Origin of the sequence: Pseudomonas sp. ATCC 43928 (assembly GCF_005938665.2) — a bacterium.
Lineage (GTDB): Bacteria > Pseudomonadota > Gammaproteobacteria > Pseudomonadales > Pseudomonadaceae > Aquipseudomonas.
The window spans coordinates 3,745,062-3,768,681 of sequence record NZ_CP041753.1; the positions used below are offsets into that span (position 1 = coordinate 3,745,062).

At 60.8% G+C, this 23,620-nt stretch carries 13 protein-coding genes and 1 pseudogene; 4 read left to right on the forward strand and 10 right to left on the reverse strand.

What is annotated here, in order from left to right; translation table 11 throughout:
• Window positions 1-2: 2 nt before the first annotated feature.
• Window positions 3-3,344: a maltose alpha-D-glucosyltransferase gene (gene treS, locus FFH90_RS17050; protein ID WP_138867652.1), complete on the reverse strand. Its 3,342-nt coding sequence runs from the start codon at window positions 3,342-3,344 to the stop codon at window positions 3-5.
• 206 nt (window positions 3,345-3,550) lie between these two features.
• Entirely contained in the window at window positions 3,551-5,548 is a 1,998-nt protein-coding gene (locus tag FFH90_RS17060; protein ID WP_138867653.1) for an alpha-1,4-glucan--maltose-1-phosphate maltosyltransferase, read from the reverse strand.
• Window positions 5,549-5,826: 278 nt separating this feature from the next.
• Between FFH90_RS17060 and FFH90_RS17065 the strand changes: the two genes are divergently transcribed.
• The 3 genes from FFH90_RS17065 to mapR all read left to right on the forward strand — a co-directional run bounded on the left by FFH90_RS17065 (window position 5,827) and on the right by mapR (window position 9,265).
• Window positions 5,827-6,060: a DUF3203 family protein gene (locus FFH90_RS17065; protein WP_018926132.1), complete on the forward strand. Its 234-nt coding sequence runs from the start codon at window positions 5,827-5,829 to the stop codon at window positions 6,058-6,060.
• A 195-nt stretch (window positions 6,061-6,255) separates the two neighbouring features.
• Window positions 6,256-7,686, forward strand: coding sequence for a cytochrome c oxidase accessory protein CcoG (gene ccoG, locus FFH90_RS17070; protein WP_138867654.1), 1,431 nt, complete (start codon window positions 6,256-6,258; stop codon window positions 7,684-7,686).
• 169 nt (window positions 7,687-7,855) lie between these two features.
• A complete protein-coding gene (gene mapR, locus FFH90_RS17075; protein WP_018926134.1) occupies window positions 7,856-9,265 on the forward strand; it encodes a GntR family transcriptional regulator MpaR in 1,410 nt (469 codons plus the stop codon).
• Window positions 9,266-9,340: 75 nt separating this feature from the next.
• On the opposite strand, the gene FFH90_RS17080 is transcribed toward mapR, so the two are convergent.
• From FFH90_RS17080 to FFH90_RS17115, 8 genes and pseudogenes are all read right to left on the reverse strand, one after another.
• Entirely contained in the window at window positions 9,341-10,087 is a 747-nt protein-coding gene (locus FFH90_RS17080; protein WP_018926135.1) for an SDR family oxidoreductase, read from the reverse strand.
• Between the two features lie 193 nt (window positions 10,088-10,280).
• Window positions 10,281-12,416 (reverse strand): bifunctional diguanylate cyclase/phosphodiesterase, encoded by a 2,136-nt coding sequence (locus FFH90_RS17085; protein WP_138867701.1) that lies wholly within the window; start codon window positions 12,414-12,416, stop codon window positions 10,281-10,283.
• Between the two features lie 261 nt (window positions 12,417-12,677).
• Complete coding sequence (locus tag FFH90_RS17090) at window positions 12,678-14,159, reverse strand: efflux transporter outer membrane subunit (RefSeq protein WP_111453564.1); 1,482 nt, start codon at window positions 14,157-14,159, stop codon at window positions 12,678-12,680.
• Window positions 14,156-17,263, reverse strand: coding sequence for an efflux RND transporter permease subunit (locus tag FFH90_RS17095; protein ID WP_019650008.1), 3,108 nt, complete (start codon window positions 17,261-17,263; stop codon window positions 14,156-14,158). Before FFH90_RS17095 ends, FFH90_RS17090 begins: the two co-directional genes overlap by 4 nt.
• The gene (locus tag FFH90_RS17100) at window positions 17,260-20,364 is read right to left on the reverse strand and encodes an MdtB/MuxB family multidrug efflux RND transporter permease subunit (protein WP_138867702.1); all 3,105 of its coding nucleotides are present in this window, start codon (window positions 20,362-20,364) and stop codon (window positions 17,260-17,262) included. Before FFH90_RS17100 ends, FFH90_RS17095 begins: the two co-directional genes overlap by 4 nt.
• On the reverse strand, window positions 20,361-21,677 hold the full coding sequence (locus FFH90_RS17105; RefSeq protein ID WP_019020895.1) for an MdtA/MuxA family multidrug efflux RND transporter periplasmic adaptor subunit: 1,317 nt from the start codon (window positions 21,675-21,677) through the stop codon (window positions 20,361-20,363). Before FFH90_RS17105 ends, FFH90_RS17100 begins: the two co-directional genes overlap by 4 nt.
• Before the next feature lie 180 nt (window positions 21,678-21,857).
• Window positions 21,858-22,358 carry a thiol peroxidase gene (tpx, locus tag FFH90_RS17110; RefSeq protein ID WP_018926141.1) on the reverse strand — a complete coding sequence of 167 codons (501 nt, stop codon included), beginning with the start codon at window positions 22,356-22,358 and terminating at the stop codon, window positions 21,858-21,860.
• Between the two features lie 149 nt (window positions 22,359-22,507).
• Window positions 22,508-22,804: pseudogene (locus FFH90_RS17115) on the reverse strand (polyketide cyclase); the annotation flags it as partial.
• A gap of 181 nt (window positions 22,805-22,985) precedes the next feature.
• Here FFH90_RS17115 and FFH90_RS17120 point away from each other — a divergent pair.
• Complete coding sequence (locus tag FFH90_RS17120; protein ID WP_019579276.1) at window positions 22,986-23,411, forward strand: YciI family protein; 426 nt, start codon at window positions 22,986-22,988, stop codon at window positions 23,409-23,411.
• Window positions 23,412-23,620 lie beyond the last annotated feature (209 nt).

A 23,620-nucleotide genomic window follows, 5' to 3' on the forward strand; every position in this document is an offset into this window, starting at 1 on the left:
GACTACTCTCCACCAAGATCGGAAAAGGGTTTAAGCCCACTCAATAATCCATATAAACCGTGCAACGGCACCGGTAGCCAAGTGGGGCGGTTTTCAGCCTCATAGGCCACTTCGTAAGCCGCCTTCTCCAGACCGAACAACGCCAGCGCAGCATCCTCGCCTTCAGGATCTTGCCATGCATGAGCAAGACTAGCTGCCGCCAGCCGATAAGCGTCGACAAATGATTGTCGCGCCTCTCTTAAATAACGCTCGGCAACCCTTTGACGCGCCGCCTGAGCATCCGCCGTGTTATCGACGTTGTGCACGTTGATCGCCATCGCCGCGGCATAATCGAAGGAGCGCAACACCCCGCTGACGTCTTTATAGGGGCTGTGTTTGCCACGGCGCTCATGCAGCGGCCGCGCGGGTTCACCCTCAAAATCGATCAGGTAGGCATCGCCCTTGATCACCAGCACTTGCCCCAGGTGCAAGTCACCATGGACGCGGATACGCAAGCCGCCAGCGGCCTTTTTGCCCAGCTCCTGGATATGTCCGAGGATGGCTTTTTTGTTGTCCAGCAAGCGGCTGACCAATGTCTGGTCCGTCGCGCTCAGTTCGGATTGATGTTGCTTGAGCAGCTTCAGTGCATGCTCCAGCTGCGCCGCCACGTCCTTGGCCGAAGCCAGGGCATCTTTCTGGCTCATGATTTGTGGGGCAAAGTCCGGGTTGACGCTCGGGGTCGCCAGCACCTGATGCATTTCCCCCAGACGCTGGCCGAGCATGCCGGCAAAATCCTTCAACTCGCCGAGGGCGTTGTAGTGCTGCTCCTGCTCGGACACGGCATCGGCGAGCTCGTCACGAAGCGCCCGTTCGAGGTTGTTCTGGGTCCATTCCCACGCGTCGCCCTGATTGCTCAAGTAACCTTGGGCGATCATCAACAGCGTGTCCTCGCCCGCCGCATCGCGACGAATCACCGCTCCCAACAGCGGCGAAATATTTTTGAAACCGGCATGGGTCAGGTACGCGCTCATTTCCAGTTCCGGGTGCACCCCTGACGCGACCTTGCGGATTAACTTCAGCACCAGGCTGGCGCCGATCACCACCGAACTGTTGGATTGCTCGGCAGACAGGTAACGCACCTGCGACTCGGCACTCAGCCCCAGTTTGGCCAATTCATCAGTAGGCTCGAAACGGATCTCGCCACCGTCCGAGGGCAACACCGTACTGGCCTGCATGCCCTGCAACACTGCATGAACAAAGCTGTCGAGGCTGAAGGCGTCGGTGATCAGGCCGACCTGACGACCGCGACGGACCCTGGCCAGCGCCAATTGCTGCGGCAAAGCCGCGCCAACCTGCTCCTCGGAAATAAAGCCGAATGGCAACTGATAGCGGCTGGTCTGGCCAGCGCTGGTGACGTCGATTTCACTCAACAGCACCGGATGCTGCGGGTCGCCGAAGCGCACGCCGTAAGCGAGGTTGACGCTGTCGATGGTGCCGTCCTTGCCGGCATACCAGCGGCGATTCTGCAGCCAGCTCGGCAGAATGGCCTGCTCCAGCGTGGCGCGGGACGGTGCTTCAAGCAGCTCTTCCATACGATTCTTCAGCACCAGCGTGGTGAAGTCCGGCAGGCTTTGCGCCGGCTCCACGTGCCAACTCGGCATCTGATTTTCCGCCGCCAGGCCGAACCAGTAGAACCCGTAAGGCGCCAGCGTCAGCAGGAAATTCAACTGACCGATGGGCGGGAACGCGTTGCCGCCGAGCATCTCCACCGGGACCATGCCGACATACGCCGACAAATCCAGCTCCGCCGCTTGCGCGCTGCGGGACACGTTGGCCACGCACAGAATGATCTCGTGCTTGCCGTCCGCGCCGGTGAACTCACGGGTGTAAGCCAGGATCCGGCGATTGCTCGGCGACAGCATCTTCAGCGTGCCGCGACCGAAGGCCTTGGACTGCTTGCGTATCGCGAGCATGCGCCGGGTCCAGTTCAACAATGAATGAGGGTCGCCGGCCTGGGTTTCGACGTTGACCGACAGATAGCCATACTGCGGGTCCATGATCGGCGGCAACACCAGACTGGCCGGGTCGGCGCGGGAGAAGCCGCCGTTACGGTCGATCGACCACTGCATCGGCGTGCGCACACCGTCGCGGTCGCCGAGGTAGATGTTGTCACCCATGCCGATTTCATCGCCGTAATACAGGGTCGGCGTGCCGGGCATCGACAGCAACAGACTGTTGAGCAGCTCCACGCGACGACGATCGCGTTCCATCAACGGCGCCAGACGCCGGCGAATCCCCAGGTTGATCCGCGCCCGACGGTCGGCCGCGTAGTAGTTCCACAGGTAATCGCGCTCCTTGTCGGTGACCATTTCCAGGGTCAATTCATCGTGGTTGCGCAGGAAAATCGCCCACTGGCAGTTGGCAGGGATTTCCGGAGTCTGGCGCAGAATGTCGGTGATCGGGAAACGATCTTCCTGGGCCAGCGCCATGTACATGCGCGGCATCAGCGGGAAGTGAAACGCCATGTGGCATTCGTCGCCGTTCTGGCCTTTGGCGTCGGTGTTACCAAAATACAGCTGAGTGTCTTCCGGCCACTGATTGGCCTCGGCCAGCAGCATGCGATCGGGGTAATTGGCGTCGATCTCGGCGCGGATCTGCTTGAGGACGTCGTGGGTCTCGGGGAGGTTTTCGTTGTTGGTGCCGTCGCGCTCGATCAGGTACGGGATCGCGTCCAGCCGCAGGCCGTCGATGCCCATGTCGAGCCAGTAGCGCATCACCGACAGCACCGCTTTCATCACTTGCGGGTTGTCGAAATTCAGGTCCGGCTGGTGGGAATAGAAGCGGTGCCAGAAGTACTGACCGGCCACCGGGTCCCAGGTCCAGTTGGACTTTTCGGTGTCGAGGAAGATGATGCGGGTGCCGTCGTATTTCTGATCGTTATCGGACCAGACGTAAAAGTCGCGGGCCGCCGAGCCGGGTTTGGCCTTGCGCGCGCGCTGGAACCAGGCGTGCTGGTCCGAGGTGTGGTTGATGACCAGTTCGGTGATCACCCGCAGACCGCGTTTATGGGCTTCGGAAATGAAGCGTTTGGCATCGGCCAGGGTGCCGTAGTCGGGGTGCACGCCACGGTACTCGGCGATGTCGTAGCCATCGTCGCGTCGTGGCGAGGGGTAGAACGGCAACAGCCAGATGGTGTTGACGCCCAGATCGGCAATGTAATCGAGTTTGGCGATAAGGCCGGGAAAGTCGCCGATCCCGTCATTGTTGGAGTCGAAAAAAGACTTAACGTGAACCTGGTAGATCACCGCATCCTTGTACCAGAGCGGGTCTTTGATGAAGGTGGCTGACCTGGGTTTCTTCGCCATTTGAAACTCCTGTTTAATACTGTAAAGCCACTAAGGCGAAATACTCATGGTTCCCGGAGTGGCTCTTTGTGGCGAGGGAGCTTGCTCCCGCTGGGTTGCGCAGCAACCCCATTGCAGTTCATCCGCTCCACCGCGCTCACCGGGTTTACGACGGCTTCGCAGCCGAGCGGGAGCAAGCTCCCTCGCCACAGGGAAGCGCGATGGATTCAAGGAGTCGAAATCCGCCAAATCCCGAACGGCAGATGCCACGGTTCGATCCGCATGAACTGGTACTTGCCGTGCCAGGTCCAGCGGTGACCGTTCATCAAGTCTTCGCCTTGGGTGCTGGCATCGTCGGGCAGGCCCATTTCCCACAGCGGCAATTCAAAATTCGCTTCCTGGGCGTTATTCGGATCGAGGCTGACGGCCACCAGAATGAAATTGCTGCCATCCTCACTGCGCTTGCCGAAATACAGAATGTTGTCGTTCCAGGCGTTGTAGACCTTCAGGCCCAGATGCGTGTGCAGCGCCGGGTTCTGCCGGCGGATGCGGTTGAGCTGGGCGATTTCGGCAATGATGTTGCCCGGCGCGTTGAAGTCCCGCGGGCGGATCTCGTACTTCTCGGAATTGAGGTACTCCTCCTTGCCCGGCACCGGCGCCGCTTCACACAGCTCGAAGCCCGAATACATGCCCCATAACCCGGAACCCATGGTCGCAAGCGCCGCGCGAATCAGAAAACCCGGGCGCCCGGAGTCATGCAGGAATGCCGGGTTGATGTCCGGCGTATTGACGAAAAAATTCGGCCGGTAGCATTCACGCCATGGCGACTCGTTGAGTTCGGTGAAATAAGTCGCCAGTTCGGTCTTGGTGTTGCGCCAGGTGAAATAGGTGTAGCTCTGGGAGTAACCGACCTTGCCCAGGCGCGCCATCATCGCCGGCGTGGTAAAGGCTTCCGCCAGAAAAATCACCTCGGGGTACAGCGCCCGCACATCGGCGATCAACCACTGCCAGAACGGCAACGGTTTGGTGTGGGGGTTATCAACGCGAAACAGCTTCACGCCCTCTTCGACCCAGCCCACCACGATGTCCCGCAATTCAACCCACAGGCTGGGAATCGCATCCACGGCATAGAAATCGACGTTGACGATGTCCTGATATTTCTTCGGCGGGTTCTCGGCGTATTTGATCGTGCCGTCCGGGCGCCAGTTGAACCAGCCCGGATGCTCTTTGAGCCAAGGGTGATCCTGGGAACACTGAATCGCAAAGTCGAGGGCCACTTCCAGCCCATGTTCGGCGGCCGCCGCGACGAGCCGGCGAAAGTCTTCGCGGCTGCCCAGTTCCGAGTGAATCGCCTCATGCCCGCCTTCTTCGCTGCCGATGGCGTAAGGACTGCCCGGGTCGTCGGGGCCGGCGGTCAACGAGTTGTTCGGGCCTTTGCGATAGCTGCGGCCGATCGGGTGGATCGGCGTGAAGTACAGCACGTCGAAGCCCATGTCCTGAATCATCGCCAGCCGCGTATGCACGTCATTAAAGGTGCCATGACGGGCCGGATCATCCGTGATCGAGCGTGGGAACAATTCATACCAACTGGCGAACTGCGCCAACTCCCGCTCCACGTCCACCGGAAATTCAGGACTCAGACTCACGAAGGGACGATGATCGGCCTGGGCCATCAAGTCCGCGCTGCGTTGGTGCAGAAACAAGGCAACCTGCTCGGTTTCGAGCAGACCGGACAACTCATGGTGCAACGCCGCCAGCTGCTCGCTGAGGAGGCCTTCACTGCGTTCCGCTGCCTGCTTGACGTGCAGGCGCCCTTCCTGCAATTCCAGGCTGACCGACATGCAGGCCCCGTGCTTCTTTTTCAGCTCATAACAAAAACTGGCGTACTGATCGATCCAGGCTTCGATACAGAACGCATAGCGGCCCTGCTTCTTGACACGGAACTGGCCCTGCCAGCCGTTATTGCCCAACTCGGCCATCACCTCGCTCTGCCAGGTGTCGTCGCCTTCGGCACGCCAACGGATGCGCACGGCCAGTTTGTCATGACCGTCGGCAAACACTTTGCTGGTCACCACCACGTCCTGATCGACCACGGCTTTAACGGCAAATTGCCCGCCATCGAGGGTCGGCATGGTGTTTTCGATCACGATACGCGGCAGCAGCAACGCCTGGGACAGCGGTATATGCGGGTTGTAGCTCAGTTCTGTGGTTTTTTCAGCGGTCATCGAGCATCTCTCCTTACGCCCCAAGGACGCTCTTGTGCCTGGTCATCACTCACACGAAGCGATCTGCCCCGAGATGAACTCAAGGGTATGAACACACATAAGTTCCGAGCCACAGGCGCCGGCAAAGTTCAGAGGGATTTGCCAGGTCCTTCGAGGAATCAATCCCCCGGGCACGGGTCAACCAACTTAAGCACGACTCACGCCATCTATCGGTTGCACAGAACAATCACCGGCAAATGCGCCCTAACACTTAATGAATCCGCAAAAAGGCCTCCTCCATGACCGTGCGCATCGACAACCAGACCTGCTTCTTCATCACCGAAAACGGCGAAGAAATTCGCCTTTGCCCTGATATCACCATAATCACTGACGAGGAAAAATCCATGTCGGCAGTAGAACTCGACGGCCAGCGCTTCTACATCACCGAAGCAGAAGCCGACGCATTGACCGTAGCAGGCGCCGTGGACGGTCGCCGGCATTTGAAGGCCACGAACAGTGATTCGGTGATTTGACTGACCGGCATCAACACACCCCACCAGCGCCTGACATAGGTACTTGCAGCCCGCCCTTGCGGGTGCATCAAGTTGTCGCAGGCGGGTGTGGGCAGCCCATCTGATCCGCTTTTTATTGCGTTAGCTGAGTCTGTTATGCAAACAGATCGCTGGTCATAGTGCTCAGGCCTGATGGAGGCTGATGAGCGAAAGACCATGAGCGATAGAATCCCCGTCCGAACCGTTGAACCTGCCTCGTTTATAAAAAACAATGAGCCTTCGCGTCCAAAGATGAAGGCCAAGTCCAGTGACAACCTGATCCACACCCGCAGCTTCACCGGCCTGTTCCGCACCCTGCGCATGAGCGGCGCGGGGTTTCTGTTTCTACTGTTCTTCGGCACGGTGTGGCTGAACTGGGGCGGCCGCCAGGCGGTGCTCTGGGACCTGTCCGAAAGCAAATTCCACATCTTCGGCGCGACCTTCTGGCCCCAGGATTTCATCCTGCTGTCGGCGCTGCTGATCATCGCCGCCTTCGGTCTGTTTGCGATCACCGTGTTCGCAGGCCGGGTCTGGTGCGGTTACACCTGCCCGCAGAGCTCCTGGACCTGGATCTTCATGTGGTGCGAGAAGATCACCGAAGGCGAGCGCAACCAGCGGATCAAGCTGCAAGCCGCGCCCTGGAGCCTGAACAAACTGCTCCGCCGCTCGGCCAAACACACCTTGTGGCTGGCGATCAGCCTGCTCACCGGCCTGACCTTTGTCGGCTACTTCACACCGATCCGGCCCCTGGCCGAAGAACTGCTGACTTTGCAAATCGGCGGTGTCAGCCTGTTCTGGGTGCTGTTTTTCACCGGTGCCACTTACATCAACGCCGGCTGGCTACGTGAAGCCGTGTGCATGCACATGTGTCCATACGCACGGTTCCAGAGCGTGATGTTCGACAAGGACACCCTGACCATTTCCTACGACGTGGCTCGCGGCGAAAACCGTGGCCCGCGCAAACGTGAAGTGAAACCCGCCGAGGTCGGCCTGGGTGATTGCATCGACTGTCAGGTGTGCGTCCAGGTTTGCCCGACCGGCATCGACATCCGCGATGGCTTGCAGATGGAATGCATCGGTTGCGCCGCATGCATCGACGCCTGTGATTCGATCATGGACAAAATGGGCTACGCCCGAGGGCTGATCAGCTACACCTCGGAGCATCAATTGCAGGGTGGCAAGACCCACCTGCTGCGCCCGCGTCTGATCGGTTACACCGCGGTGCTGCTGGTGATGATCGGCGCCTTCGCCCTGGCCTTGGTGGAGCGGCCGATGGTGTCGCTGGACGTGAGCAAGGACCGTGGCCTGTTCCGCGAGAACAGCGAAGGCCAGATCGAAAACATCTACAGCCTGAAGGTCATCAACAAGACCCAGCAACGTCAGGAGTACCGTCTGACACTGGTCGACGACGACGGCTTCCAGTTGCAAGGCAAGACCGAACTGAGCCTGGCCCCCGGTGAAATAGTCGATGTACCGGTGTCGGTGGCGATGACCACGGAACGGCCGAGCAGCAGCTCGCAGACGATCAGTTTCAAGATTGTCGACAACGATGAGCCGGGTATCTATAGCGTGGCCAAGAGCCGGTTTGTTGCACCGATGAACCGCTGAGCCTTTAAGATGCAATCCTTTGTCGGATGCGGTCCTCTGTGGCGAGGGAGCTTGCTCCCGCTGGGGCGCGAAGCGCCCCTGAAAATCTACGACTGCTACGCAGCCGAGCGGGAGCAAGCTCCCTCGCCACAACAGCGCACCCACTGAATAACTTAAAACCGGGCACTCGATGAAACGCTACGAAAAATTCGCCGACGACATCGCTGAACTGATCCGCTCCGGCGTACTTGGCCCCGGCCATCGGGTGCCGTCGGTGCGCTACGCCAGCCAGACCTACGGCGTCAGCCCGTCCACAGTGTTCCAGGCCTATTACCTGCTCGAACGTCGCGGCCTGATCCGCGCGCGACCGCGTTCCGGCTACTTCGTCAATGCGCATGCACCAAGCCCGTTCTCGGAGCCGGTGATCAGCAGCCAGGTCAACGAGTCCACCGAAGTCGACGTCAGCGAACTGGTGTTCTCAGTGCTGGACTCGATCAAGGACCCCACCACCGTGCCCTTCGGCTCGGCCTTCCCCAGCCCCACGCTATTCCCGCTGCAGCGCTTGTCCCGCTCGCTGGCCAGTGCTTCCCGGGAGATGGACCCGCGCATGGTGGTCACCGACATGTCGCCGGGCAACCCGCAACTGCGTCGGCAAATCGCCCTGCGCTACATGGTCGGCGGGCTGATGCTGCCGATGGAGGAACTGCTGATCACCAACGGTGCGCTGGAAGCGCTGAACCTGTGCCTGCAAGCCGTCACCGAGCCTGGCGATCTGGTGGCCATCGAAGCCCCGGCGTTTTACGCCAGCCTGCAAGTGCTGGAACGGCTGAAGCTCAAAGCCGTGGAAATCCCCGTCCACCCGCGAGACGGCATCGACCTCGGCGTACTCGCCCAGACCCTGGAACGGCACCCGATCAAGGCCTGTTGGTGCATGACCAGTTTCCAGAACCCCATGGGCGCGACCATGCCCGAGGCGAAGAAACAGGAACTGGTGGAGTTGTTGCGCAGCCATCAGGTGCCGCTGATCGAGGATGACGTTTACGCCGAGCTCTATTACGGCCAACAGGCGCCGAAACCGGCCAAGGCGTTCGACACCGAAGGGCTGGTGATGCATTGCGGTTCGTTCGCCAAGAGCCTGGCCCCCGGCTACCGCATCGGCTGGGTCGCCGCCGGGCGCTATGCGCAGAAAATCGAACGGCTGAAACTCATGACCTCGCTGTGCGCTTCAATGCCCGCCCAGGCCGCCATCGCCGATTACCTGCAACACGGCGGCTACGACCGGCACCTGCGCAAACTGCGTTACGCCCTGGAAGAACAGCAAAGTGCGATGCTCGCCGCCATCGCCCGCTACTTCCCGGCCCAGACCCGCGTCAGCCAACCGGCCGGCGGTTACTTCCTGTGGCTGGAACTGCCACCGCAGATGGATTCGTTGAAGTTGTTTCAGATGGCATTGGCGCAGGGGATCAGCATTGCACCGGGGCCGATTTTTTCACCGACCCAGCGGTTCAGGAATTGTATTCGGTTGAATTATGGCAGCCCGTGGACCGAGGATTCGGAGAAGGCGATGGAGACGTTGGGGCGGATTGTCAGGTCCTTTTAACAGCAAAAGATCGCGGCGCCCACAGGCGCGTGGGAGCTGCCGAAGGCTGCGATCTTTTGATCTTGCTTCTGATCTTTACCGTCCACCACCAAGATCGACGAAAGTCCCGGTCGCATACGACGCCTTATCCGACAACAACCACACAATCGCCTCCGCCACTTCATCCGGCCGCCCACCGCGGGCCATCGGAATCGCCGATTCCAGCTTGCTGACCCGGTCCGGATCGCCGCTCAATGCATGGAAATCGGTGTAGATGTAACCCGGACGCACCGCATTGACGCGAATCCCCTCGCCCGCCACTTCCTTGGACAGGCCGATGGTGAAGGTGTCCAGCGCCCCCTTGGACGCGGCGTAATCCACGTACTCGTTGGGTGAACCCAAACGCGAGGCGACCGAGGAGACGTTGACGATGCTGCCGCCCTGCCCGCCGTGTTTGGGCGACATGCGCAAAATCGCGTGTTTGGCGCAGAGGATCGGCGCCAGGACGTTGGTCTTGAGGATTTTCAGAATGCGGAATTCCGACATTTCGTCGATCCGCGACTTTTGCCCGACGGTGCCTGCGTTGTTCACCAGCGCGGTGACCCGACCCAGTTCGGTGTCCACCCGATGAAACAGAGCGATCACTTCGTCTTCGATGCTGACGTCGGCACGCACGGCGATGGCTTGGGCACCGCGTGCGCGGACTTGCTCCAGCACACTGAGCGCCGCCTGTTCGTCGGACTGATAATTGATGCAGATCCGATAACCTTGTTCGGCGGCCAACAGGGCCGTGGCGGCGCCGATTCCACGGCTGCCGCCGGTGATGACGATAACTTTGTCCATGCTGGCTTTCCCCCGTTCCTAGCGTAAGCAGTCGGGGCCAAGAATAACCGCCATTGGCGGGTTTTGCATGGGTCCACATCAAGGGGCATGGTACATCTTGTAGCAGCTGCCGAGCCTGCGAGGCTGCGTTCGGCGGCGAAGCCGTCGTGAAATGGGCTATCGCGGTGTGTCGGTACAACCTTGCATGTAGGGTTTACGACGGCTTCGCCGCCGAACGCAGCCTCGCAGGCTCGGCAGCTGCTACAGGTACGACGTCCCCAACCTGTTCCGCTCGGTGAATGTCGACCATGAAGCGATCGGCCGGCAGCGGATGCCCGAGCAGGTAGCCCTGCAACGAGTCGCAGCCCAGCTGGGTCAGGAAGTCTTGCTGGACGCCGGTTTCCACCCCTTCGGCGACGATCCGCAGGCCCAGCGCCTGGCCGAGGGCGACGATGGCCGAGACAATGGCCGCGTCGTCGCTGTCGTGCTCCAGATCGCGGACGAAACCCCGGTCGATCTTCAGTTCATTGGCCGGCAGGCGCTTGAGGTACATCAAGCTCGAATAGCCGGTACCGAAGTCATCGATGGACAGGTCGACGCCCATTTCCGACAGCTCCTGCAACACCGTCATGCTCGCATCGGCGTCGCTCATGGCGGTGGTTTCGGTGATTTCCAGGGTCAGGCTGTTGGCCGGCAAATGATGGGTGGCCAGGGCTTTGGCAACGCTCTGCACCAGCCCCGCGTGGCAGAATTGCAAGGCCGAGAGGTTCACCGCGATACGCCAATCGGTGTAACCGAGCACGTACCACTCGCGCATCTGCCGACAGGCCTCGTTGAGCACCCACTCGCCAATCGGAATGATCAGCCCGGTCTTCTCCGCAAGGTCAATGAACGTGTCCGGCTGCAGCAGGCCCAGGGTCGGATGCTCCCAGCGCAGCAACGCCTCGGCGCCCACTGGTCGGCCATGACCGGCGTCGAATTTGGGCTGGTAATAAAGTTTGAACTGTTGCTGATCGACGGCACTGCGCAAGTCCTGGAGCAATTGCAGCTGTTTGCGCGCGTTGCTGTTCATCGAGGCGTCGAAGAAGCGATGACCGTTTTTCCCGGCGCCTTTGGCGTGGTACATCGCGGCATCGGCGTTCATCAGCAACTCATCGGCCGTCTGACCGTTGCCCGGATAGAGCGCGATGCCGACACTGGCGGAAATCTGCAAGTCATGTTCGGCGACCCGGAACGAGCGCGCAATCAACCCGACCTGACGCTCCGCCAGGCTCAGCGCATCGTTCGGCTCGTTCAGGCGCACCAGCAACACGAACTCGTCGCCGCCGATCCGCGCCAGGGTGTCCTGGCTACGCAGGTCTTCGCGCAGGCGCAGTGCAACTTCACGCAATAGCTGGTCGCCCATGTGATGGCCGAACGCATCGTTGACCGGTTTGAAGCCGTCCAGATCAATGAACATCAACGCAAAACAGCTGCCCTGCTCCTGCACTTTCGATATGGCCTGATCGATACGGTCGGCCAGCAACATGCGGTTGGGCAAACCGGTCAGGGTGTCGTGCAAGGCCAGTTGAGTGAGTTCACGGTTGGCCACGGTCAGCGAGTGGGCGAGGTCCGCGGTGCGAGCCTCCAGGCGGGCATCGAGGATCGACGTCAGCAAGGCGATGCTCAATATCGCCAAGGTGGTGATCAGCACCAGGCTGTCCAGCCCCTTGCCGTTCAAGCCGCTGACCGCCGCACCACAGAAACTGCCGTCGGCAAAGCGCGCCGCGGCCATGCCGGTGTAGTGCATGCCGACGATGGCAATGCCCATGATGACTGCAGCACCTGCACGAAACAGGCGAACATGCGGCGTGTGCTGGCGCAGGCGGAAAGCGATCCATAACGCCGCGCCCGACGCGCCGACGGCAATCAGCAGCGACGCGCCAAACAGAGTCGGGTCGTAATCGATGCCCGGCTGCATGCGCATGGCGGCCATGCCGGTGTAATGCATGGCGCTGATACCCGCGCCCATGACCAGCGCGCCGAACGCCAGTTGCCAGGCCGGCAGCCGTGGCTGACTGACCAGCCAAAGGGCAAAGCCGCAAGACAGCACCGCGATCAACAGCGACAGTGCCGTGAGGGTGGTGTCGTAGCCCAGGTCGATCGGCAATGTGAACGCAAGCATGCCGATGAAATGCATCGACCACACGCCGATGCCCATCGCAAAAGCGCCGCCCGCCGTCCATAAATGCACCGCTCGGCCCTTGGCCGTGGCGATGCGTCCGGTGAGGTCAAGCGCGGTATAAGAGGCCAGTATCGCCACGCACAGCGATATGAAAACCAGCGTAAGGGAATAACTACCAATGAGCATGGGATTTCTCGCAACAGCCCCCGCCATACTGTGTTTGTTCTCGGGGGAGCAAAGCCGGCGATTGTACTGATTCCGCGGACGAACGCACTCACAAAGTAATCAAAAAGCCATCAAGATCATTGTGGCGAGGGAGCTTGCTCCCGCTGGACGGCGAAGCCGTCCCAAAGATGCTCACGCGTACATTCAGTCAAAACGCATCAATCGGTTTGCGACTGCTTCGCAGCCGAGCGGGAGCAAGCTCCCTCGCCACACAGAATGGGGTTATTGCTTGTCACTCACCTGAAGCTGCCCATCCCACCCACCGCCCAGCGCGGCAATCAACTGCACGCTGGCAATCAGCCGGCTCTGCAGCAAGCTCAACACGTTGCGCTCGTTACTCAGCGCCGTGGCCTGAACCACCACCACATCCAGATAGGCAATCAACCCGGCCTTGTACTGATTCTGGGTCAAGCGAAGGGATTCGCGCGCCGCATCCAGAGCTTCCTGGCGCACGACCGCTTCGTCTTCCAGCACCTTGAGCTGCACCAGGTAATTTTCTACCTCGCGAAAACCATCGAGCACGGTCTGGCGATATTTGGCGACAGTCTCGTCGTAGGCCGCTTCACTGCGATCGACTTCCGCCGAGCGCTGGCCACCGTCGAACAGGGTCATGGCCAGCTGTGGGCCGACCGACCAGAAACGGTTCGGCAGGCTGATCCAATTGGCGTAAGTGCTACTGCTATAGCCGCCGTTCATGCTCAGGGTCAGGTCCGGGTAGTAGGCCGCCTTCGCCACGCCGATGTTGGCGTTGGCGGCCATCACCGAGCGTTCGGCGGAGGCGATGTCCGGACGGCGTTCCAGCAACTGTGAAGGCAGGCTCAGCGGCACTTGGGGCAACGCCGGGATGTCTTTGGTTTCGGCCAGGCTGAATTCGGCCGGTGGCAGGCCGATCAGCACGGCGATGGCGTTCTCGAACTGCGCGCGCTGCCAGATCAGGTCGACCATCTCCGCCTGGGTGGTTTTGAGCTGAGTGGTGGCCTGGGCCACCGCATCCTTGCCGGAAACTCCGGCGCGGTACTGGTTTTCGGTCATTTTCAGCGAGCGCTGATAGGCCTCGACTGTCGCTTCCAGCAGGCGTTTCTGCTCATCGATCACCCGCAATTGCAGGTAGTTCTGCACCAGCTCCGATTGCTGGCTCAGGCGCATCGCCGCCAGGTCGGCAAAACTCGCCTGGGCGTTGGCCGTGTCGGCTTCCAGGCCTCGACGCAATTTGCCCCAGATATCGGCTTCCCAACTGACCCCGGCCTGTGCCGAGTAAGTGTCACGGATGCCGCTGGACGAACTGCTCAGGCTCGAACTGCTGCTGCCGGTGCCCTGGCTGGAGCGGTTCTTGCTGACGGTCAGGTCCACCGTCGGAAAAAACGCCCCACGGGCACTGCGCACCAAGGCCTGGGCCTGACGGTACTGGGCCTCGGACTGGGCAACGGTCTGATTGGCGCTGTTGAGCTTTTCGATCAGGCCGTTGAGCTGCTGATCGCCATACAGCTCCCACCAGGCACCACGCGCCAACGAATCGCTGGGGTTGGCCTGACGCCAGCCGGCCGCCTCTTTGTACTGCGCAGGTGCGGCGGCTTGCGGGCGCTGGTAATCCGGGCCGATGGCGCAGGCGCTGAGCATCGCCACGCACAGCGACAGGCTCAGCAAACGCGAGCCTCGGGCCGTGATCAGCGGTGCAGCCAGGTTGAGAAGCGAACGGTCAGTCATAGCGGAGTTTCCAGAGCAGCATCGGTACGCACCCCACGCCAGCGGTTGAAACGATGGCGCAGTTTGTCGAGATAGAGGTAAACCACCGGGGTGGTGTAAAGGGTCAGCACCTGGCTGAAGACCAGCCCGCCGATGATGGTCAGGCCCAGCGGCTGACGCATTTCCGCCCCTTCGGCGCGGCTCAGCAGCAGCGGCAAGGCACCGAGGATCGCCGCCAGGGTGGTCATCAGAATCGGTCGCAGCCGTTGCAGGCAGGCGCTGCGGATCGATTCCAGCGGCTCCAGGCCTTGGTGCCGTTCCAGTTGCAGCGCCAGGTCGATCATCAGAATGGCGTTTTTCTTCACTACACCAATCAACAGGAACAGCCCCAACAAGGAGATCAGGCTGAACTCACCGCCCAGCACATAGATCGACAGCAGCGCGCCGACCCCGGCCGATGGCAAGGTCGAAAGAATGGTCAGCGGATGAATGTAGCTTTCATACAGCACACCCAGCACCAGATACACCGCGACCAGCGCGCCGAGAATCATCCACGGCTGGCTCTTCTGTGCGGCGGCGAAGGCGTCGGCGGTGCCGGCCATTTTCGCGATCACGTCTTCCGGCAGGCCGACCTTGGCAATCGCCCGCTCGATGGCCGCCGAGCCCTGCTCCACCGTCACCCCTTCGGCCATGTCGAAGGCGATGCTTTCCGAAGCGAACTGGCCTTCGTGGCTGACCCGGTCGTTTTCCAGGCTGCTCTCATAGTGGGCGATGGTCGACAACGGAATTCGCGCGCCGTCGGCAGTGATCACTTTGACCTGGTTCAGGGTGACCGGGTCCTGGGCGTATTTCGGATTGACCTCCATCACCACCTGATACTGGTTGAGGCTGTCGTAGATCGTCGAAATCTGCCGCTGGCTATAGGCGTTGTTCAGCACCGCCGTGACCATGTTCATGTCCACGCCCAGCCGCTTGGCCTGGTCGCGATCGACGATCAGCGTCACTTGCTGGGCGCCACGGCCTTCGCGGGCGTCAATCGCTGTCAGCTCAGGCAGGGCCTTGAAGGCGGCAACAACTTTCGGATACCACTCGCGTAACGCACCGAGATCGCCACTTTGCAGGATGTAGGAGTACTGCGAGGTGGTTTGCTCGCGACCGCCGCCGAATTGCAGGTCCTGGTCAGCCATCAGCATCAATTGCGCACCGGGCACCTTGGGCATTTCCTTGCGCAAACGCTCGATGACTTTCTGCGCGGACAGGTTGCGTTCCTTGATCGGCTTGAGCCGCACCAGCATGAACGCGTTATTGGTGCCATTGTTGCCACCGATGAACCCTGCAACGCTTTGCACCGCGTCGTCCTTGAGCACGGCGCGGCGGAAGGTTTCCATCTTCGGCTGCATCACGCTGAACGACAGGCCATTATCGCCACGCACGAAACCGATCAGCTGGCCGGTGTCTTGCTGGGGAAGAAAGGTTTTAGGAACAACAACATACAGCGCAATGTTTACGCCAATCGTCACGAACAGACTGAGCAAGGTCAGTCGGCGATGACGCAGCACCCAGTCGAGGCTGGTGGCGTATTTGCCGACCATCCACTCATTGGCCCGCTGGCTCCAGCGTTGCAAACGGTTTTCCTGCCCCGGCGTATGCGGCTTCAGCCAGCGCGCACAAAGCATTGGCGTCAGCGTCAGCGACACCAGCAGCGACACCACGATGGCCGCCGCCAGGGTGATGGAAAACTCGCGGAACAGGCTTTCGATGATCCCGCCCATGAACAGGATCGACAGGAACACCGCCACCAGCGAGACGTTCATCGACAGCAGCGTGAAGCCGACTTCCTGCGCCCCGAGGTACGCGGCCTTCATCGGCGGTACGCCCTTGTCGATGTGCCGGGAAATGTTCTCCAGCACCACGATGGCATCGTCCACCACCAGCCCGGTGGCCAGAATCAGCGCCATCAGCGACAGGTTGTTCAGGGAGAAGCCGTAGAGGTACATCACGGCAAACGTGCCCACCAGTGACACCGGCACCGCCAGGGTCGGAATCAAAGAGGCGCGAAAGTTACCGAGGAACAGGAACACCACCAGAATCACCAGCGCCACGGCAATCAGCAGAGTCATTTCCGCTTCGTGCAGGGTGGCCTTGATCACCGGCGAACGGTCCATCGCCAGGTTCAGCTTGACGCTGGCCGGCAGCACCGCCTGCAATGCCGGCAACTGCGCCTTGATCTCGTTGACCGTCTCGATGATGTTGGCGCCGGCCTGGCGGTTGATCACCAGCAACACTGCCGCGTCATCGTTGAAGAACCCGCTGTTGTAGCGGTCCTCGACGCTGTCGCTGACCTTGGCCACATCCTTCAATCGCAGGGCTGCGCCGTCTGCGTAGTGAATGATCAGCGACTCGTAATCCTTGGCCTTTTCCAGCTGATCGTTGGCCTGGACCTGCCACAGCCGCTGGCCGTCTTCGACCGAGCCCTTGGGCCGGCGCACGTTGGCGTTGGCGATGGTGGTGCGCACATCGTCCAGTGCCACGCCGTACTGGTTGAGCGCCTGGGGTTCGAGCTCGATGCGCACCGCCGGCAACGAACTGCCGCCGATCTGCACTTCACCTACGCCCTGCACCTGGGACAGGCTCTGGGACAGAATGGTCGAGGCCAAGTCGTAGAGCTGGCCTTTTTCCAGCACATCCGAGGTCAGCGACAGCACCATGATCGGCGCTTGCGATGGGTTGACCTTCTTGTAGGTCGGCATGCTGCGCATTCCGCTGGGCAGCAGGTTGCGCGAGGCGTTGATCGCCGCCTGCACTTCCCGCGCCGCGCCGTTGATGTCGCGGTCCAGGTCGAACTGCAGAATCACCCGGGTCGAGCCCTGGCTGGAACGGCTGCTCATGGTGTTGACCCCGGCGATGGTACCGAAGGAACGCTCCAGCGGCGTGGCCACGGTTGAGGCCATGACCTCCGGGCTCGCACCGGGCAGGCTCGCCTGGACCACGATCACCGGGAAATCCATCTGCGGCAGCGGCGATACCGGCAACAGGCCGAAACTCACGCCGCCCAGCAACATGATCGCCAGGCTCAGCAACATCGTCGCGACCGGGCGCTTGATGAAAGGTCCGGACAGGTTCATGGCTGTTCTACCGGGTCCACGGACTGGGCCTTACGGCCCCAGCGCCGCCCGAGGCGGTCGAAGTACAAGTAGATGACAGGCGTGGTGAACAGCGTCAGCACCTGACTCACCAGCAAGCCACCGACCATCACCAGACCCAGAGGCTGGCGCAACTCCGCGCCAGAACCGGTGGCGAGCATCAGCGGCACCGCGCCGAACAATGCCGCCAGGGTGGTCATCAGAATCGGCCGGAAACGCAACAGCGCCGCCTGATAGATCGCAGCCTGCGGGTCCATGCCCTGATTACGTTCAGCCTCGAGGGCGAAGTCGATCATCATGATCGCGTTCTTTTTCACGATACCGATCAGCAAGATGATGCCGATGATCGCGATCATCCCCAGGTCATTACCGCTCAACAGCAGCGCCAGCAAGGCGCCGACCGCCGCCGAGGGCAAGGTCGAGAGGATGGTGATCGGGTGAATGTAGCTCTCGTAGAGCACGCCGAGCACGATGTACATGGTCACCACCGCCGCCAGAATCAGCAGCAAGGTGCTCGACAGCGACGCCTGGAACGCTTCGGCCGCGCCCTGGAACTGGGTCTGCACGCCAATCGGCATGCCGATGTCTTTCTGCACCTGATCGATGATCTGCACCGCATGCCCCAACGCCACGCCGGGCGCCAGGTTGAACGACATCATCACCGCCGGGAACTGGCCGATGTGGGTGATCGCCAGCTGCGCCTGACGCTCCTCGACATGCGCCAGGCTGGACAGGCGCACTTGCCCGCCATCGGTGGTCTTGACGTGAATCTGGTTCAGCGCATCGGGGCCGATCTTCTCGCCGGACTGCGATTGCAGCACCACGCGGTACTGGCTGGCCTGGGTGTAAATGGTGGAAATCTGCCGCTGGCCGAAGGCGTCGTAGAGCGCGTCGGTGATGTTCGATACCGATACGCCAACCCGCGACGCCGCATCGCGGTCGATCACCAGATAAACCTGCAAACCCTTGTCCTGCAAATCGCTGGCGACATCGGTCAGTTCCGGCCGTTGCGCCAGGGCTTCGACCAGACGCCCGCTCCACAAGCCAAGCAACTCGGCATCCGGCGACGACATGCTGAACTGGTACTGCGTACGGCTGACCCGATCTTCGATGGTCAGGTCCTGCACCGGCTGCATGAACAGGCGAATGCCAACCAGCTTGTCCAGCTCCGGTTGCAAGCGGGCAATGACTTGGGTGGCGCTCAGGTTGCGGTGGCTGTGGGACTTGAGGTTGATCAATAACCGGCCGCTATTGAGCGTCGAGTTATCACCGTCGACGCCAATATAGGACGACAGGCTTTCGACCGCAGGGTCAGCCAGAATCACCTTGGCCAATTCCTGCTGGCGCTCGCTCATCGCCGCGAAGGAAATCGACTGTGGCGCCTCGGAAATCCCCTGGATCACCCCGGTGTCCTGCACCGGGAAGAAGCCCTTGGGCACCACCATGTACAGGAATACGGTCAATGCCAGCGTGCCGATGGCCACCAGCAAGGTCAGCGGCTGATGCTTGAGCACCCACTGCAACTTGCGCCCGTAGGCGGCGATCATCCAGTCGATGGTCGCGCCACTGGAGCGGTAGAACCAGCCCTGATCCTTTTCCTTGGGCTCACGCTTGAGCAACCGCGCGCACATCATCGGCGTCAGGGTCAGGGACACCACCAGCGAAATCAGAATCGCCACCGCCAACGTGATCGCGAACTCGCGGAACAAACGCCCCACCACGTCGGCCATGAACAGCAACGGAATCAGCACCGCGATCAACGACAGCGTCAGGGAAATCAGGGTGAAGCCGATCTGCTTGGCGCCCTTGAGCGCCGCTTGCAGCGGGCTGTCGCCCTCTTCGATGAAGCGGGAAATGTTCTCCAGCATGACGATCGCATCATCCACCACGAAACCGGTGGCGATGGTCAGCGCCATCAGGGTCAGGTTGTTGACCGAAAACCCGGCGAGGTACATCACGCCGAAGGTGCCGATCAACGACAGCGGCACCGCCACCGACGGAATGATCGTGGCACTGGCCCGTCGCAGGAACAGGAACGTGACCATCACCACCAGGGCGATGGCGATCAGCAGTTCGTGTTGCACGTCGGTGACCGAGGCGCGGATGGTTTGTGTGCGATCGGTGAGCACCGTGACGTCGAGGCCGGCCGGCAGGTTGTCGGTGATGCTCGGCAGCAAGGCCTTGATCCGGTCGACCACCTCGATGACGTTGGCGCCGGGCTGACGCTGGATGTTCAGCAGCACGGCCTGGTTTTCATTGGCCCATGCCGCCAGGCGTTCGTTCTCGGCGCCATCGACAATTTCCGCCACGTCCTTGAGCCGCAACGGCGCGCCGTTTTTATAGGCCAGAATCAGGTTGGCGTAGTCCTTGGGCGACGTCAGCTGGTCGTTGGCGTCGAGCATCGACACCCGGGTCGGGCCGTCGAAGTTGCCTTTGGGCTGGTTGACGTTGGAGGCACCGATCAAGGTGCGCACGTCCGACAGGTTCAGGCCGTTGGCCGCCAGGGCCTCGGGGTTGACCTTGATCCGCACCGCCTGACGCTGACCGCCGGCAATAGTGACCATGCCGACGCCGCTGATCTGCGCAATTTTCTGCGCCATACGGGTGTCGACCAAGTCATTGAGCTTGGGCAGCAGCATGGTTTTGGAAGTGATGGCCAGGGTCAGCACCGGGGTATCCGCCGGGTTGACCTTGTTGTACACCGGCGGCGCGGGCAGATCCTTGGGCAGCAAATTGGTCGCTGCGTTGATCGCCGCCTGCACCTGCTGCTCGGCGACATCCATGTTGATGTCGAGGCTGAACCGCAGGGTCAGCACCGAGGCACCACCGGAACTGGTCGAGGCCATCTGGGTCAGGCCGGGCATCTGGCCGAACTGACGTTCCAGCGGCGCAGTCACGGCGCTGGTCATGACATCAGGGCTGGCGCCGGGATAGAGCGTCATGACGCGGATGGTCGGGTAATCGACCTGGGGCAATGCCGACACCGGCAGCAGCCGATAAGCGATCACCCCGGCCAGAATAATGGCCAGCATGCTCAGGGTCGTGGCGACCGGGCGAAGGATGAACAGCCGCGAGATGTTCATGCGCCGCCCTTTTTCGCCTTGTCGGTGGCCGCCGGCTCGCCTGGGGTCGCCGCCGATTTGCCTTGCAGATGTTCGGTCGGAGTGGTCGGTACATCCTTGCTGTCGTTGACCACCTCCACTTCACTGCCGTCCTTCAGGCGGTCGGTGCCTTCCAGCACCACCCGATCACCGATGGCCAGGCCTTCAGTGATCACGGTGTTTTCCCCATCACTGGCGCCGACTTTCAACTGGCGGATGGTGACCTTCTTGTCGCCGTCCAGCGCATAGACGAATGTGCCGTTGGTGCCGAACTGGATCGCCGCCGAGGGTGCAAGCACCACATCTTTAAGGGTATCGGCCAGCAGGTGCACGTTGACGAACTGATTGGGGAACAGCGCTTGATCGCGGTTCTCGTAGCGGGCCTTGAATTTCAGGGTGCCGGTGGTGACGTCGATCTGGTTATCGAGGCTCTGCAACACGCCGGTGGCCTGCAATTGGGTGTCGCCGCGGTCCCAGGCTTCGGCGGGCAGCTTGGCGCCGGTGCGATAGCGGGTCAGCACGGTGTCCAGGCTGTTTTCCGGCAAGGTAAAGGCCACGCTGATCGGTTGGGTCTGGGTGATGATCACCAGCGCCGTGGTGTCGTTGGCCGCCACAAGGTTGCCGACGTCCAGCTGCCGCAGACCCACACGCCCGGTGATCGGAGCGCGGATCTTGGTGAATTCCAGATTGAGCTTGGCGTCGTTGACCGCCGCCTGATTGGTCTTGACCGTACCCTGATACTGGGCGACCAGCGCTTCGGCGGTGTCCAGGGTTTGCTTGGCGATACTGTCTTCGCGGTACAGGCCACGATAACGCTCGACGTCGACCTGGGCGTTTTTCAATTGCGCCTGATTCTGCAGCAAGGTGCCTTCGGCCTGGAGCAAGGCATTCTGATAAGGACGTGGATCGATCTCGGCGAGCAGGTCACCCGCCTTGACCATCTGCCCTTCTTCGAAATAGACCTTGACCAGTTCGCCACCGACGCGGCTGCGCACATTGATGGTGTTCAGCGCCGTGACCGTGCCCAGCGCCTTGTAATACAGCGGAAAATCGCCTTTGACCACCGGCGCCACGCGCACCGGAACCGGTCCCGTCGCCCCGCCGAATCCCGGACGCATCCCCCCCGACCGACCGGTATGCCCGGCAACGGCTTTCTGCCCTGCGCCCTCCTTCGGGCTGCTGCCAGCGGGCCAGAACTTCCAGCACAGGCCGACGATGACCAACAGGACAAGCAGGCCGAACAGCCAGCGACGAGGATTGCGGGAAGCGGAGGATTGCATGGAATGATCAACCATTGGGCGCGTGCGCTTTTTTTCTACGGGAGGCTGAACGATAAGCACTGGCGGGTATTAAGCAAAGCGCCTTTACCGGCAATTTACCTTTGGCTTACCTAACAGGAGTTTTGGCTAAGACACTGAAGCACAAATGAAAACGGCCTGGACAGGGCCAGGCCGTTAACAATTGTAAAACTTTGCTTACTTCAGAACGGCGAGCGCTGCGTCGTAGTTCGGTTCTTCAGCGATTTCCTTGACCAGTTCGCTGTGCAGGACCTTGTCGTTTTCGTCCAGAACCACGACGGCACGGGCGGTCAGGCCTTTGAGTGGACCATCGGCGATGGCCACGCCGTAGTTTTCCTTGAACTCGGCACCGCGCAGGGTCGACAGGTTCTGTACGTTTTCCAGGCCTTCGGCGCCGCAGAAGCGGGCTTGGGCGAACGGCAGGTCAGCCGAGATGCACAGCACCACGGTGTTGGCCACGTCATTGGCCTGGGCATTGAACTTGCGCACGGAGGTGGCGCAGGTCGGGGTGTCGACGCTTGGGAAGATGTTCAACACTTTACGCTTGCCGGCGAAGCTCGCCAGGGTCACGTCGGACAGATTGCCGGCAACCAGGGAAAAGGCTGGCGCCTGGGAACCGGCTTGTGGCAGTTGGCCGTTGACTTGAACCGGGTTGCCTTTAAGAGTGACTTGAGCCATGAACGGAGTCCTTCTGAACGTTGATGTAGAGAATTTTGACGAGGCCGAAGTTAACCACGAAATGAGCCGGGGACCTATGCAAAAACACAAATTGTCATGAGTGGCGGGAGAGGCAAACCTGCAATTCCACAGGGCTGGATGCACGTGCACTACCCGAGCAACCGCAGCATATTGCGGTGCCGCGCCGCGAAAATCCGCCGCATGCAGGCATTCACCAGCAGCCCTTCAGTCAAAGCACCGCCAATCGCCGCATAGGTCACGCGGTCGGTGTACAGCGTACCGCCCTCTCCCGCCGCCACCCGATGTTCATGACGAAAGGCGCGCAGCGGCCCCTTGAGCATTTCATCGATGAAATGCGTATCGCCGACCTCCCGGATCACCACCGTCCAGTTCGACGGGATCAGGTTGAACATCCAGTGCCTGAAGCGGAACTGGGGGGCACCTTCCGTTGGTCGTTGGATGGGTCTCACAGGAATATTTGATCGCGAGGAGGATGTCGAAAATACATCTGTTCTCTACAACATCGACTAAAACGAAAAGGACAATTTTTGTTTAGGTGCATTGTCGATTCAAGTCACGCCCATTCGACTATGCAATGAATCACTCAACTTCAACGGAGACAAGACCATGCGATTCATGATCATTGTAAAAGCCAGCCCCGATTCCGAAGCCGGCGTGATGCCCAGCGAAGAACTGATGACCGCAATGGGCAATTACAACGAGGAACTGGCCAAGGCCGGCATCCTCATCGATTGCGATGGCCTGCAGCCCAGCAGTAAAGGTGCCCGTGTGCGCTTCTCGGGAGATAAACGCACAGTGATCGACGGCCCGTTCGCCGAAACCAAAGAGCTGATCGCCGGTTACTGGCTGTGGCAGGTGAAGTCGAAAGAAGAAGCGATCGAGTGGGTCAAGCGCTGCCCCAACCCGATGCCGGGTACAGAGGCCGAGATCGAGATTCGCCAGGTGTTCGAGGCCGAAGATTTCGGTGCCGAGTTCACCCCGGAACTGCGTGAGCAGGAAGAGCGCGTGCGGGCACAGGCGAAGAAGCACTGAAGCACACCCACACGCGACTCAGCATTCAACAATGATGTTGACTGACAATCCTTCTTCGCGAGCAAGTCCATGCCCACAGGTGATTGTGGTTGGCAAATCAGCCAAGGCTCACTCAATACCTGTGGGAGCGCGGCTTGCCCGCGAATGGACCTTCAATTCAACAAGCAAACCCGTTGACGCGACAACCACCTGCTAGAGTAAAAAAAAGC